The organism is Lysobacterales bacterium (assembly GCA_016721845.1).
Lineage (GTDB): Bacteria > Pseudomonadota > Gammaproteobacteria > Xanthomonadales > Ahniellaceae > JADKHK01.
This window is the reverse complement of sequence record JADKHK010000013.1, coordinates 1,976,031-1,991,719: the sequence shown is the minus strand read 5'-3', so window position 1 is coordinate 1,991,719 and position 15,689 is coordinate 1,976,031. Positions and strand designations below refer to the sequence as shown.

At 65.3% G+C, this 15,689-nt stretch carries 6 protein-coding genes; 3 read left to right on the top strand and 3 right to left on the bottom strand.

The annotated features are described in order from the left end of the window. The first annotated feature begins 19 nt into the window (after positions 1 to 19). Positions 20 to 6,094: a tandem-95 repeat protein gene (locus tag IPP28_16455; protein ID MBL0042589.1), complete on the top strand. Its 6,075-nt coding sequence runs from the start codon at positions 20 to 22 to the stop codon at positions 6,092 to 6,094. 414 nt (positions 6,095 to 6,508) lie between these two features. Here the strand turns inward: IPP28_16455 and IPP28_16450 are convergent, their stop codons facing one another. The 3 genes from IPP28_16450 to IPP28_16440 form a co-directional block, all read right to left on the bottom strand. Continuing rightward, a complete protein-coding gene (locus IPP28_16450; GenBank protein MBL0042588.1) occupies positions 6,509 to 8,407 on the bottom strand; it encodes a conditioned medium factor in 1,899 nt (632 codons plus the stop codon). Positions 8,408 to 8,686: 279 nt separating this feature from the next. After that, positions 8,687 to 9,316, bottom strand: a complete 630-nt coding sequence (locus IPP28_16445; protein ID MBL0042587.1) for a response regulator transcription factor — start codon at positions 9,314 to 9,316, stop codon at positions 8,687 to 8,689. Next, the gene (locus IPP28_16440; GenBank protein MBL0042586.1) at positions 9,313 to 10,713 is read right to left on the bottom strand and encodes a HAMP domain-containing protein; all 1,401 of its coding nucleotides are present in this window, start codon (positions 10,711 to 10,713) and stop codon (positions 9,313 to 9,315) included. Before IPP28_16440 ends, IPP28_16445 begins: the two co-directional genes overlap by 4 nt. Before the next feature lie 113 nt (positions 10,714 to 10,826). Between IPP28_16440 and IPP28_16435 the strand changes: the two genes are divergently transcribed. Together IPP28_16435 and clpB are read left to right on the top strand one after the other, a co-directional pair. Beyond that, on the top strand, positions 10,827 to 12,926 hold the full coding sequence (locus IPP28_16435; GenBank protein MBL0042585.1) for a TonB-dependent receptor: 2,100 nt from the start codon (positions 10,827 to 10,829) through the stop codon (positions 12,924 to 12,926). A gap of 148 nt (positions 12,927 to 13,074) precedes the next feature. Then, entirely contained in the window at positions 13,075 to 15,651 is a 2,577-nt protein-coding gene (clpB, locus tag IPP28_16430; GenBank protein MBL0042584.1) for an ATP-dependent chaperone ClpB, read from the top strand. Positions 15,652 to 15,689: the final 38 nt, after the last annotated feature.

Here is a 15,689-nt window from a genome sequence, read left to right as displayed (position 1 = left end):
CCGAATCTCCCGTGCAGCAGTGGACGAGAAGCTGCGGGAGGAAGGCGAGGAGCACAAGCGCTACGACCAGCCCGACTTGGCCGAAGAATTCGCGCTGAAGAAGCGCTTGCCTCAAGGCGAGCGCAGCTTGCCTTACCAGCGCTACGTCGATGCGCGCAGCCACGCCAATCGAATGCCGGTCGCTGATGGTGCTGCGCGTGAAATCTTTCCGGCCGGCCGTGCACCGACGGCAGTGACGTGGACAGAAAAGGGACCGGGCAATATCGGCGGACGTACCCGTGCGATCGCGTTCGACCCGGTGACGCCGAACACGATGTACGTCGGCGGCGTGGCGGGCGGTGTCTTCAAGTCCACCGATGGCGGCAATTCCTGGGCGCCGATCGGCGACCTGATGGCGAATCTCGCGGTCTCCCAGATCGTCGTCGATCGAACCAACGGGAATCGCATCTGGGCCGGTACCGGTGAAGGCATGTTCAACGTCGATGCCCAGCGCGGCGCCGGCATCTTTTTGTCCACAGACGGTGGCGCAACGTGGAACCAGTTGGCGTCGACCAACGTGACGAACTTCCAGCGCGTCAACGATCTGATCCAGAGCCCGAACGACGCCAACACGCTGTATGCCGCGACGCGGATCGGCGTGTTCGTGTCGACCGATTCCGGCACCAGCTGGACGGCATTTACCGAGACCCAAGGGCATGTGGGCGGCTGTTTCGATCTCTCTGCGCGACCGGGTTCCGGGCCGGCCGATACCGTGCTGGCTGCCTGTGGCAGTTTCTACTCGGCGTCGTTCGCGAAGCCCACGTCGGCCCTGTACCGCAATACCAATGCGCGCGGTGGCGGCACATTCGCGGCGGTGATCGCGGCTGCTGCGGGTCAAGCGCGGGCCTCGGTGTCCTATGCGCCATCCGACAACACTTATGCGTATGCCGTGTTCGCCTGCAGTTCGTCGGGTGCGGTGGCTTGCGGCAGTTTCGAAGATGGCGTCTACAAGGTGTTCCGCTCGATCGATGGCGGCGCGACCTGGACTACGCGCTTCACCAACGACTTCTCGGCCAATTTCAACCCACCTGGTTACCAGTGGGGCAACCTGATCTTTTCCAATCCGGTGTCGGCCATCAATGGTTCGATCTACGGACAGGGCTGGTATGACAATACGCTGGCGGTTCATCCAACCAATCGCGACCAGATCTTCGCCGGCGGTATCGACTTGTTCCGCTCGGACGATGGCGGTGCGACCTGGGGCGGCTTGTCGTATTGGTGGCTGGATCCCGTGGCGGACGAGCAGTACTACGCCCACGCCGACCATCACAAATACATATTCCATCCCGGCTACAACGGCACCACCGAGACGCGCTTCTTCATCGGCAATGACGGTGGAATCCAGCAGGCCTCGGACGCGCACACCGCGGTGCGCGCGCAGTCAAAGACGGCATTCAATCCCAGCGTCTACGGCGACCTGCGCTCGGCGACCTGGAACAACCAGAATCTGAGCCTCGGCATTACCCAGTTCTATCACGGTGACATTTATCCGAATGGCACGACCTACTTCGGCGGCACCCAGGACAATGGCACCAATCGCGGCACCGACGCTGCCGGCTTGAACGGCTGGACCGAAATCCTCGGTGGCGATGGCGGCTACGTGGCCGTCAATCCGTCGAACACCAACCAGTTGTTTGCCGAGAACTACGACATCAGCATCCAGCGATCGGATGATGGCGGTGCGACCTGGGCGAACAAGATCACCGGCATTACCGACAGTTTCCAGTTCATCAATCCCTTCGTGATGGACCCGAATACGGCCACGCGTCTGTGGACTGGCGGCCAGCGGCTGTGGCGCACCGCCAACAGTGGCGACTCCTGGACCGCCGCGAGTGCGTCGGTGAATGCCGCCTGTGCCGGGCAGATCTTCTCGGCGCATGCCATTGCGCCAGGAAATTCCGATCGTGCATTGTCGGGCACCGATTGCGGCTTCATCTATCGCAGCAGTTCAGCCACCACCACCGTCGGCACGACGGTGTGGTCGGGTGTGCAGCCGCGAACGGGGTATGTATCGTCGTTCGCGTTCGATCCGGCCAATTCGCTGATCGCTTACGCGACCTATGCCACTTTCACCGGCTCGCACGTCTGGAAGACCACCGACGGCGGCGCGACCTGGTCGGCCATCGATGGCGTCGGCGTCAATGCCTTGCCGGACATCCCGGCCCATTCGGTGCTCGTCGATCCGCGTTCCGCCAGCACGCTCTGGGTGGGAACCGACCTCGGTGTCTTCGTGACCCTGGACGGTGGCGCCAATTGGGCCCGCGAGAATACCGGTTTCGCCAACGTGTTCACCGAGCATCTCGATCTGCATCAGGTCGATGCCAGCAATTGGAAACTCTATGCGTTCACGCATGGGCGTGGTGTGTTTGCGACGACGCTGACGAGCACGCCGAACACGGCGCCGACCATCACCGGACCGTCGAACCAGAACATCAACGAGGATGCCAATACCGGCGCACTCGCGGTCACCGTCGGTGACGCAGAAACCGCCGTGGCGAGTTTGAGTCTCTCCGGAACATCGAGCAATACGACGCTGGTCCCCAACAACGTGGCGAACATCAGCTTCGGCGGCAGTGGTGCGAACCGTACCGTGACGATCACACCTGCCGCCAATCAAAGTGGCGTGACGACCATCACGTTGCGTGTGACTGATGGCGGCGGTCTATTCACCGAGACGAGCTTCACGGTGACCGTGGCAGCGGTCGATGATCCGCCGGTTGCAGTGAACGACAGTGCGACGGTGAACGAAGACAGCGGCGCCAACACGATTGCCGTGCTGACCAACGATACCGATGTCGATGGCGGCACCAAGCTGGTCACGGCCGTCGGCACGGCCAGCAATGGCGCGACGGCGGTCGGTCCGGCCGGCGCGAACGCGACCTACACGCCGAACGCGAACTACTGCGGCCCGGACAGCTTCACTTACACGATCACCGGTGGCAGCAATGCGACGGTGACCGTCACCGTGACCTGCGTCGACGACGCGCCAGTGGCCGTGGCCGACAGTTCGACCGTGAATGAAGACAGTGGCGCCAACACGATCACGGTGTTGGCGAATGACACCGACATCGACGGTGGTACCAAGCTCGTCACCGCCGTCGGTGCAGCGACGAACGGCACCACCGCCGTCGGTCCGGCCGGCGCGAACGCGACCTATACACCGAACGCGAACTACTGCGGCCCCGATTCGTTCACGTACACGATCACCGGTGGCAGCAGTGCGACGGTGACCGTCACCGTGACCTGCGTCGACGACGCGCCAGTGGCCGTGGCCGACAGCGCAACGGTGAATGAAGACAGCGGCGCCAATTCGATCACGGTGTTGACCAACGACACCGATATCGACGGCGGCACCAAGCTCGTCACCGCCGTGGGTGCAGCGACGAACGGCACCACCGCTGTCGGTCCGGCCGGCGCGAACGCGACCTACACCCCGAACGCGAACTACTGCGGCCCGGACTCGTTCACGTACACGATCACTGGTGGATCTTCGGCCACGGTCAGTGTCACCGTGACTTGCGTCGACGACGGACCGGCAACCGCTGTCAACGACAGCCCGACCGTGAACGAAGATAGCGGCGCCAACGCAGTCTCGGTGTTGAGCAACGATACGCCGGACCCGGACGGGACCGCGTTTGTCGTGACCGCCGTGGGTTTGGCAACCAATGGCTCCACGGCGGTCGGTCCTGGCGGCGCGAACGCGACCTACACCCCGAACGCGAACTACTGCGGCCCGGACAGCTTCACTTACACGATCACCGGTGGCAGCAGCGCGACGGTGACCGTCACCGTGACCTGCGTCGACGACGCGCCAGTGGCCGTGGCCGACAGCGCAACGGTGAACGAAGACAGCGGCGCCAATTCGATCACGGTGTTGACCAACGACACCGATATCGACGGCGGCACCAAGCTCGTCACCGCCGTGGGTGCAGCGACGAATGGCACGACGGCCGTCGGGCCGGCTGGCGCGAACGCGACCTACACACCGAGCGCGAACTACTGCGGTCCGGACTCGTTCACCTACACGATCACCGGTGGCAGCAGTGCGACGGTGACCGTCACCGTGACCTGCGTCGATGACGCGCCAATGGCCGTGGCCGACAGCGCAACGGTGAACGAAGACAGCGGCGCCAACACGATTGCCGTGCTGACCAACGACACCGATGTCGACGGCGGCACCAAACTCGTCACCTCCGTCGGCACGGCCACCAATGGCACGACGGCCGTCGGACCCGCTGGCGCGAACGCGACCTACGCCCCGAACGCGAACTACTGCGGCCCGGATTCGTTCACTTACACGATCACCGGTGGCAGCAGTGCGACGGTGACCGTCACCGTGACCTGCGTCGACGACGCCCCGGTCGCTGTGGCCGACAGCGCAACGGTGAACGAAGACAGCGGCGCCAACACGATTGCCGTGCTGACCAACGACACCGATATCGACGGCGGCACCAAGCTCGTCACCGCCGTGGGTGCAGCGACAAACGGCACGACGGCCGTCGGACCCGCTGGCGCGAACGCGACCTACGCCCCGAACGCGAACTACTGCGGCCCGGATTCGTTCACTTACACGATCACCGGTGGCAGCAGTGCGACGGTGACCGTCACCGTGACCTGCGTCGACGACGCCCCGGTCGCTGTGGCCGACAGTTCGACCGTGAATGAAGACAGTGGCGCCAACACGATCACGGTGTTGGCGAATGACACCGACATCGACGGTGGTACCAAGCTTGTCACCGCCGTGGGTGCAGCGGCGAACGGCACCACCGCCGTCGGTCCGGCCGGCGCGAACGCGACCTACACCCCGAACGCGAACTACTGCGGCCCGGATTCGTTCACGTACACGATCACCGGTGGCAGCAGTGCGACCGTCAGCGTCACCGTGACCTGCGTCGACGACAATCCAGTGGCGGTGGCCGACAGTTCGACCGTGAATGAAGACAGTGGCGCCAACACGATCACGGTGTTGGCGAATGACACCGATATCGACGGCGGCACCAAGCTCGTCACCGCCGTGGGTGCAGCGGCGAACGGCACCACCGCCGTCGGACCCGCCGGCGCGAACGCGACCTACACGCCGAACGCGAACTACTGCGGCCCGGACTCGTTCACGTACACGATCACTGGTGGATCAACGGCGACCGTGACCGTGACTGTCACTTGCGTCGACGACGCCCCGGTCGCTGTGGCCGACAGCGGAACGGTGAACGAAGACAGCGGCGCCAACACGATTGCCGTGCTGACCAACGACACCGATATCGACGGCGGCACCAAGCTGGTCACTGCCGTGGGTGCAGCGACGAACGGCACCACCGCCGTCGGCCCCGCCGGCGCAAACGCGACCTACACGCCGAACGCGAACTACTGCGGCCCGGATTCGTTCACGTACACGATCACTGGTGGATCAACGGCGACCGTGACCGTGACTGTCACTTGCGTCGACGACGCGCCAGCGGCCGTGGCCGATAGCGCAACGGTGAATGAAGACAGCGGCGCCAAGTCGATCACGGTGTTGACCAATGACACCGATGTCGACGGCGGCACCAAGCTCGTGACCGCCGTGGGTGCAGCGACCAACGGCACCACCGCCGTCGGTCCCGCCGGCGCGAACGCGACCTACACGCCGAACGCGAACTACTGCGGCCCCGATTCGTTCACCTACACGATCACCGGTGGCAGCAGTGCAACGGTGAGCGTGACGGTGACCTGCGTGAATGATGCGCCGACTGCAGTTGGCAGCGTTGCGAACGTGTCGGGTCCGGAGACGTTGCTACTGTCAATCACGACTGCATCGGCATTCAACGACGTCGACAGCGCCAGCCTGACTTACAGCGCGTCCGGTCTGCCGGCATGGCTGACAATCAACCCCGGTACCGGCGTGATTTCGGGCACGCCGCCGATCGGTGCGTCAGTCCCGGGCACGTATCCGATTACGGTCACGGCGAGCGATGCCGAGCCCTTGTCGGCCAATCAGTCATTCACGGTCACGGTGCTGCCGGTGGGCTTGTTCGCCGACGGCTTTGAAACACCGCCGCCGCCGCGTGCGGCTGACTGAGCTCAGGTCGAAGGGACCCCGCTGCGGCGGGGTCTCTTCTTTCGTGTCGTTGCCGCGGTTGGCGTCGATTGGATTCCGGGCCTGGATCGACCGGGGCGATGGTCCCTTGCATCGCAGAATTCCCGTCACGCGCTGAAGTCGCTTCCCCGAGTCGGTCGGCGATGGTGCTGATCGAACCTGAAAGCCGCGATTGGCGAGCGGGTCGCGACTGCACCATCAAGGCGGGCTCGCATCGTCGTGCTGCAAATCCGGCGGTTGCCTGAGGTGGCTGTGCCGCCACGACCGAGTCTGCGCAGGAGGCATCGGTCGGGAATCATTCGGCACACCCGTGGCGTCCGGTCGCGCGCATCACCCGGCGACAAAAAAACCGCGGCCCCTACGGACCGCGGTTTTGGCTTCGAAGCGATGGCTGGATCAGCGCGCCGCGTTCGCGTTCATCGTGCTGTTGCGGCTGCTGTCGGTGACCTGGGCCGGGTCACGCATGCCGCTGGTGTGGCACCAGCCGGTCTTGTGTCCCTGATTGTAGGCACCGCTCAACTGGCCCTTGGTCTGTTCGGTGGTGCCATCTTCGGGGTCATTGAGCAACAGGTCGGTGGCCATGTTGCAGTAATCGTTCGTGTACCAGTTGGTGAGCTTGAACGAGGTCGTGTAGTAATTGACCTTGGCGCGGCTGCTGCTCGGGATGCCGGCGAGCCAGCTGGATGCACCGCTGTAGGTCAGGTTGGCATTGGTGCCGCAACCGACGCCGAACACCGAGCCCAGCACCGCGGCATTGCCGGCCAGCGCTGTGCCTTGATAGGGCGTGCCGACCGACTGGATCAGGCGTGCACCGGTGGCGTAGTCGAGTCCCGACCAGTAGTAGGTGTAGAGGTGCAGTGCCGCCGCACCACCCTGGCTGTGCGCAACGATCCCATAGGAATTCCAGGTCGCACCGAAGTTCTTGATCAGGTTGGCGAACTGGTCATGCGAACGGTTCTGGTTGAAGTCCTTGAACACGGCCGAGTTCGCGAACTGGCCGGCCACCGGACCCCAGGCGTCGCCCGAGCAATAGCCGTGCACAAGCAGCAATTTGGTGCCGACGCCCTTGCCCTGGACCAGATTGGTCGGGCGTGCGCCTTGGCGCATCTCGTCGTCGATGGCCGCGCCGCGCGAGAACGCGGCCTTCGGCAGCACGCCGATGTCGATCGGCAGTTCCGCGATCTTGGCCAGCGGCACGAAGTGGTTGGGGTCTTCGATGCGCAGGTTGCGCAGCGTGAACGGGCCGACCGCTTTCGCCCTGGCGATCCAGCGGGCGTCCAGCGACAGCGGCAGTCGGCCGCCATCGAGTTCGCTCATGCCGCCGATCCAGGCAATGGCGACATCGCGGCCATTGCGCTTGCCCCAGACTTCGCCGATCACGCGGTAGTGATCGCTGCTCGCCTTGGCGATCGAGACATCGAGGTCGAGCGCGATGCGACGATCCGAGACCGTCTTCGCGAACACGACGCTGTTGCGCACGCTCAGTTGGTCGGCGATCACCGGCAACGCGAACTCGGCACTGCGCACGAAGCCCTTGCCGTCGCCGGTGCGACCGGTCGCGATCACCTGCGCGGTGAAATCACCGGAAGCGCGCGGCGAGAAGTCGGCGCCGAACAAGCCGTCCATCGCCTTGGCATCGCCATGCAGACCATCGTCGAACATCGGGTACTCGGCGATGCCGTCCGGGCCGGTGACGCGCAGCTTGGCGCCGGCGATCTGCGGCACGCTATCGCCACCTTCTTCGTCGTACACCGAGGCGACAAAGCCGAGGCGCTTGCCGACCTGCTGATTGAAACTGGTCTGGTGCGCCATCAGGCGCGTCTTGCCGGCGCCTTCGACGAGCACGAAACCGGCGGCAGCCGAATCGGACTCCACCGACAAGGTCCAGTCACCCGGCATCATCGCCTTGAAGCCGTAGCGCACCGCGGGGAAACTCTGGCCTTCCAGCGTGAAATTGGTGCGATCGAGTTCCTGGGCCATGTCGCGCACCGATTTCGCACGCGTGCCCATCGGGTCACGCAGGCCGAGATCCCACTGCGACTTCGCACCCGAGAAACTGAGCAGGCGCAGGTCTTCGCCCTCCACGGGCAGCGTCGATTGCCAGCCGTAACGGCCATTCGCCAGCTTCTCCAGCTGCACCGGCAACAGGGCCGACTTCGAATGCACGGCGGTGCGGGCAGGTTCGACCGCAGCCATGTCGGCGAATTCGGACGGCGGACCGGCGAGTTGCTTGGCCGCCAGTTGAGCGGCCGAAACCGACGCGAACGGGACTGCCGCAGCAGCGAGAGACAACAGGAAACCGGTACGACGCTTGATCACGAAACCCTCCCAGATTTGGTGTGCGCGCATGCGGGAACGCGCGTTCGATGCGTGGATAGGTGTGCGCCGGATCGAGTCCCCCGCTGCCTGAGCCCCTGAGCTCAAGTGTGGCGCGATGTGAAGTGTGCACTAGTTCTCGTTTTTCGCACGCTGCAGTGCGTCAAACGCTTGTTTGAGACATCTGTTTGCATTCGGATGCATCGAACTGTGCGTTGCCGCGCAGTGTTTTCGCGCGTGCTGTCATCCGAACAGGATTCAGACCAGTCCTTCCTTGAGCGCACGCACCGCGGCCTGGGTGCGGTCATTGACGTCGAGTTTGAGCAGCAGGTGGCTGACGTGGGTCTTCACCGTCTTGATCCCGATGCCGAGACGCGCGGCGATGTCGGCGTTGCCGAGGCCCTGCGCGATCAGGCGCAGCACATCGTGTTCGCGTGCGCTCAAGGCGGTGCGCAGCGGGGTCTGTGCACGTTGTCCGGCGACCAGGCTGGCGATGCGCGGATGCAGCACCCGTTCCCCACGATGCGTGGCGAGGATCGCGTCGCGCAACTGCTCCGGTGAGCTGTCCTTGAGCAGGGCCGAGATCGCGCCGGCCTGCAGCACCTCGTGCAGCAGTCGCGGGTCTTCGCTGGAGGTGAGCACCAGCACGCGTGCATCGGCCGCGACCTCTCCCAGGCGTGCGATCAGCGCTGCGCCGCCGCCCGGCATCAGCAAGTCAAGCAGGATCACGTCGATGTCGGTGCCCGGCAATGCGTCGACCAGCGCGGGGCCATCGCCGGCCTCGATCACGACCTCGAATTCCGGCTGCGATTCGAGGAAGGCGCGCAAGCCCCGGCGCACCACGGGGTGGTCGTCGGCCATTGCGATGCGGATGCGTTCGTCGCTCATGTCACGGTCTCGGTCCAATGCAATTCGATACGGCTGCCGCCCTGCGGGTCGCTGTACCAGTCGAAGCAACCTTCGGGCAGGGCGGCGGCGCGCTCACGCAGATGCTGCAAGCCGCGACCACTGCCTTCGACGATGCCGCCACGACCGTTGTCCTGCACGCACAGCGAGAATCGCCGCGCCTCGTGCGACAGGCGTACGAGCGCGCGGTCGGCGCCGCTGTGGCGCGCGATGTTGGCGAGCGCTTCGTCGATCACGCGCATCAGCACGTCATGCCGGCTGGCGGCGATCAGTTCGGTCGCGTCCAGTTCGATGTGCGCGGGGATACCGCTGCGTCGCGACCAGTCCTCGACGCGCGCGACCAGATGCGCCTGCCACTCGGCCTGACGCAGCGGACGCAATTCGCCGAGCAGTTCGGCCAGTTCGCGCTGAATCTGTTCGGCGAGCGCACGCGCCTCGCCCAGTGCTGACAGATCGCGCTGGGCTTCCGGCAACGCGGCGCGCAGTGCGCCCAACTGCATCGACAGCGCAAACGCCTGTTGCTTGATGGTGTCATGCAGGTCGCGGGCAATGCGCTCGCGCTCGTGTCGTCCGGCGCGCTCGCTGCGGTGTTCGACCAGTTCGGCCAGCGCGCTCGGCATGGTGTCGAGTTGCTGCGCGAGTTCGCCGATTTCGTCGCGCGCTCGATCATCGATGCGCAAGTCGAAGCGGCCGTGACGCCACGCATCCGCGGTGGCTGCGATGCGGCGCAGTCGACGCGTCACCCAGGCGCTCAGGAACACGGCCGCCACGGTCGCAAATACCAGGGCACCGACCAGGACGATCGGCCACTCGAAACTGAGGCTGCGCCAGATCCGCTCGCTGGGGCGCGGCAAATCCACCCACAGCACCAGCGCCTCCGCTGCACCATTCGGTCCCTGCAGCGGCGCGTGATACAGGCGCTGCAGGTGCGGCGAATTCGTGGCCGCCGAACGCAGGCCGTCGCCATCGGCCGGACCGAGCGGCAACGGTGGCACGAAATCGGCACGTGTGGTGGCGAGCGGACGCTCGTTGGCGTCCACCAGCATCGCGACAAAGGGCTGCGGCCCGTATTCGAGCAACGAGAATGCGGTTTCTCCGAACGGAGAGCGGCTCGGCTGGGTCAGCGTGAGCAGCCAGCGCTCCAGATCACGGGTGAGGCCGATGCCGTTCAATCCGCGTTCGCGCCGGTGCCGGCCAATCGCCTGCGCCTCGCGCCTGATCTCGTCGCCGATCCGTGCCGAATCCAGCACCCGCACGATCTGCCGGAACTCGAGCACGGTGCGCGCGGCGTCCATCGCCAGCAAGGCGGGCACGCCGCAGAGCAGGAAGAACGCGGCGAGCTTGAGCAGCAGTCCGGAGGGGCGCAGCAGAGTCGGCATCGGCGGTGTTCGGTTCGGGGTGCCGACGATAGTGCATCGCGGCTCGGTCCCGGGACGGAGGCCACCGCGGCGGCATCCGCCTAGGCTGCGCGTCCATTCTTGCAGGGGGTTTCATGCTGCTTCGTCGTTCCATGCTCGTGCTGTCCATCACCGCCGCCTTTGCGGCTGCATCTGTCCGCGCGGCCGAACCGAGCACGCTCGGCGCGGTGGAAGTGACCAGCAGCAAGATCGACACCGCGCTCGACAAATCCTCGGCCACGGTGACCGTGATCGGCGGCGAAGAACTGCGTGCCCGCGGAGCCACTGACCTGCGCACTGCGCTGGCCCTGGTCGCGGGCGTCGAAGCGTCACCGGGGGGTGATGGCGGCCCGGCCTCGTCGGTGCCGGCGTTGTGGGGTCTGCGCGAGTTCGATGCTTTCCTGCTGCTGGTGGACGGCGTCCCGGCCGGCGGTGCCTTCGTCCCCGCGCTGGCGAGTCTCGACCTGACGAATGTCGAACGCATCGAGGTGATGAAGGGCGCGGCGCCGGTGAGCTACGGCGCCACCGCTTTCGTCGGCGTCATCCACGTGATCCATTACGCCGCTGGCGAAGGCCCGTCGCGGGTCGGATTCAGTTACGGATCGCGCGGCAGTCTGCGCGCCGAATTCGCGGCTCCCTTGTCGAGCCGGGGTGCCTGGAAGGATTCGCTGGTCGTGAATGCCGAGCATCAGGAACTGGCCGCCGATCGTGCCGGTTACGACCGTAGTCATCTGCTCTATCGTGCCGACATCGAGGCAGAGACCGGCCGTTTCGGCCTGGATGTCGACCTGAGCCTGCTGCGCCAGGACCCGAACAGCCCGCACATGCGCGAGGGCGCCGGACTGACGCCGCGCACGCCGCTCGATGCGAACCACAATCCGGGCGGGGCGCACCTCGATGAAAACCGCCTGCAGGTGTCGACCCGCTACGAGCGCGACACGACCCTGGGTCCGTGGCAGACGCGCATCGCACTGGCGCGCACCGACGGCGAGCTGATCCGCGGTTTCCTGCGCGAGGGGTTCAGCGCTGCGCCGGCAATCAATGCCGATGGCTACGAACAGACCCGGGGCAGTACCGATTTGTATGCCGATACCCATGTGGTTTCGAAGATCGGCGACGCGACCGCCGTGGTCTGGGGCGCTGATTGGCTGCACGGCAATGGCGATCAGGAAAGCCGCAACTTCGAATACAGCGTCGCACTCGACGGACGCGACCCGCCGCGCGCCGGCACGCGCCCGATCGACGAGGTCACGGGCACCGACGACCGCCGCGACTTCCTCGGCGCCTATGCCGACCTGCAGCACGACGTGAGCGAGCGCCTGCATCTCGATGCCGGCCTGCGCCTGAATCACACCCGGGAAGACCGCGACACCGCCCTGATCGAGACCGGCGTGGCCGGCGTCGAGCTTGGCCGCGACGAACGCCGGGATACCCGCCTGACCGGTGCGCTGGGGGCCTCGTACCGCTTGTGGACCGATCCCGACCAGGCCGACTACCTGACCGCCTACGCGAACTATCGCGACAGCTTCAAGCCGGCCGTGGTCGACTTCGGACCGGAAGCCGAGACCGACATTTTGGAAGCAGAAGAAGCCACGAGCGGTGAAGTCGGACTGCGCGGCGTGAACCTCGAAGGCCGCTTGAGCTGGGAGGTCGCCGGGTTCTACATGGACTTCGCGAACCTCGTCGTGCCGCAGACCGTCGACGGTCGGCCGGGCCTGACCAATGCCGGCAACCTGATGTTCCGCGGTCTCGAGGGCGAAGCGCGCTACCGAATCGGCGACGATGTCCAGGTCCTGGCCAGCTGGGCCTACCATCACTCGCAGTTCGGCGACTACGTGCGCCTGTTCGGCGACACGCCGCGCCAGTTGCGCGGGAACCAGCAGGAACTGTCGCCGGACCATCTCGCCGGTCTCGGCCTGATCTGGCAGCCGGCCGCCGGCCCGTTCGCCTTCATCAGTTCGAACTATGTCGGCGATCGCTACCTGAACAAGCGCAACACCGCGCCGGCCGCCGGCTATGCGACGGTCGATGCCGGTCTCGGCTGGCGTGCGAAGGCGTGGACCTTGCGCGTCGATGGCAGCAACCTGACCGATCGCCGCGATCCTGCCTCGGAGAGCGAACTCGGCGACGCCCAGTACTACCGCCTGCCGGCGCGCAGCTACTGGCTCAGCCTCAGCTACGACCTCGACCGCTGATGCAGGACCCGCCCGGCACGATGCGCGGACTACGCCGCCGCGCATCGTGCCGAGACGCTTCTCCGATCGCCGGCGCTTGAATCGCGTCGCCCTGCCCGCAATTCCCGAACAGCTCGCGGCCACGCCGCCACAGACTTCGGGGACTCCCATGCGGATGGACAAACTCACTTCGCGTTTCCAGCAGGCCTTGCAGGAAGCGCAATCGCTGGCCGTCGGCCGCGATCACAACATGGTCGAGCCGGTGCACGTGCTGACCGCGCTGATGGAACAGCAGGGCGGATCGGTGCGGCCGCTGCTGACCAAGGCCGGTGCGAACGTGCCAGTGATCCGGCAGCGCCTTGCGGCGATGCTCGATGCGCTTCCGAAAGTGAAAGGGCAGGAGGGCCACATCAACGTCGGCAACGACCTGACACGCCTGCTCAATCTCACTGACAAGCTCGCTCAGGAACGCGGCGACCAGTTCATCGCCAGCGAATTGTTCGTGCTCGCCGCTGCCGATGACAAGGGCGAGCTCGGTCAGCTGCTGCGCAATCACGGCGCAACCAAGGCGGTGCTCGCCACCGCCATCGACCAGTTGCGCGGCGGCGAAGCCGTGCAAGATGCGAATGCCGAGGAACATCGCCAGGCGCTCGACAAATACACGATCGACTTCACCCAGCGAGCCGAAGACGCGAAGCTCGATCCGGTCATCGGCCGTGACGAGGAAATCCGTCGCGTCATCCAGGTGCTGCAGCGTCGCACCAAGAACAATCCGGTGCTGATCGGCGAGCCCGGCGTCGGCAAGACCGCGATCGTCGAAGGCCTCGCCCAGCGCATCATCCATGGCGAAGTGCCGGAAGGGTTGAAAGGCAAGCGCCTGCTCAGTCTCGACATGGGCGCGCTGATTGCTGGTGCCAAGTTCCGCGGCGAGTTCGAGGAGCGCCTGAAGGCGGTGCTGAACGATCTCGCCAAGCAGGAAGGCGGCGTGATTCTCTTCATCGACGAACTGCACACCATGGTCGGCGCCGGCAAGGCCGAAGGGTCGATGGACGCCGGCAACATGCTCAAGCCGGCGCTGGCCCGCGGCGAGCTGCATTGCATTGGCGCGACCACGCTGGACGAATACCGAAAGTACGTCGAGAAGGACGCCGCGCTCGAACGTCGCTTCCAGAAAGTCTTCGTGGGCGAGCCGAGTGTCGAGGACACGATCGCGATCCTGCGCGGACTCAAGGAGAAGTACGCGGTCCACCACGGCGTCGAGATCACCGACCCGGCGATCATCGCTGCAGCGACGTTGAGCCATCGTTACATCGCCGATCGACAGTTGCCGGACAAGGCCATCGACCTGATGGACGAGGCGGCTTCGCGCATCCGCATGGAAATCGATTCCAAACCCGAGGAGATGGATCGCAAGGAGCGCCGGCTGATCCAGCTCAAGATCCAGCGCGAGGCGCTGAAGAAGGAGAAGGACGCCGAAACGAAGCAGCGCCTGGCCGATCTCGAAGTCGAGATCGAGAAACTCGAGCGCCAGTTCTCCGATCTCGAAGAGATCTGGAAGTCCGAGAAGGCGGCCGTGCAAGGCAGCACCAAGCTGAAAGAGGACATCGAACGCACCCGCAACGAGATGGACGCGGCCATGCGTCGCGGCGACCTCGCAAAAGTCAGCGAACTGCAGTACGGCAAGCTGCCGCAGCTCGAAGCGCAGCTCGCTGCGGCGCAGGAGACCGAGCAGAAGGGTTTCAAGCTGTTGCAGCAACGCGTGACCGCGGATGAGATCGCCGAAGTGGTGTCGCGCTGGACCGGCATCCCGGTCAGCAAGATGCTGGAAGGCGAACGCGACAAGCTGTTGCGCATGGAAGCCGAGCTGCATCGACGCGTCGTCGGCCAGGACGAGGCCGTGGTCGCGGTTGCGGACGCGATCCGCCGCTCGCGCGCCGGCTTGTCTGATCCGAATCGACCGAACGGGTCGTTCCTGTTCCTCGGCCCGACCGGCGTCGGCAAGACCGAGTTGTGCAAGGCGCTGGCCGAATTCCTGTTCGACTCGACCGATGCGATGGTGCGCATCGACATGAGCGAGTTCATGGAGAAACACAGTGTCTCGCGCCTGATCGGTGCGCCCCCGGGTTATGTCGGTTACGAGGAAGGCGGCTATCTGACCGAGGCGGTGCGACGTCGGCCCTACAGCGTGATCCTGCTCGACGAAGTCGAGAAGGCGCACGGCGACGTCTTCAACGTGCTGCTGCAAGTGCTGGATGACGGCCGCCTGACCGACGGCCAGGGGCGCACCGTCGATTTTCGCAACACCGTGATCGTGATGACCTCCAATCTCGGCTCGCAGCTGATCCAGGAGTTCGCGGCACGCAACGACTATGCCGGCATGAAGTCGGCGGTGCTGGATGTGGTGCAGTCGCACTTCCGGCCGGAGTTCATCAATCGCCTAGACGAACTCGTGGTCTTCCATCCGCTCGGTCGCGAACACATCCGCAGCATCGCGCGCATCCAGTCCGGGCATCTGGCAAAGCGCCTGGCCGAACGCGGCATCAAGCTCGAGATCAGCGACAGCGCCCTCGACCTGCTCGGCAACGCCGGTTTCGATCCGGTCTACGGCGCGCGGCCGCTCAAGCGCGCGATCCAGAGCCAGCTCGAGAACCCGCTCGCGAAGCAGATCCTGCAGGGCCAGTTCGTCAGCGGCGACAACGTCGTCGTCGACAATTTCAACGGGGCGCTGCAGTTCCGGAAAGGGTGACTGAAGCGCTGGCGCGTCAGGGATGGCTACTGACGCGC

Excerpts from the sequence above, each read along its gene's own strand:
- IPP28_16435 (MBL0042585.1), top strand. The coding sequence starts at position 10,827 with ATGCTGCTTCGTCGTTCCATGCTCGTGCTGTCCATCACCGCCGCCTTT.
- clpB (MBL0042584.1), top strand. The coding sequence starts at position 13,075 with ATGCGGATGGACAAACTCACTTCGCGTTTCCAGCAGGCCTTGCAGGAA.
- IPP28_16445 (MBL0042587.1), bottom strand. The coding sequence starts at position 9,316 with ATGAGCGACGAACGCATCCGCATCGCAATGGCCGACGACCACCCCGTG.
- IPP28_16440 (MBL0042586.1), bottom strand. The coding sequence starts at position 10,713 with ATGCCGACTCTGCTGCGCCCCTCCGGACTGCTGCTCAAGCTCGCCGCG.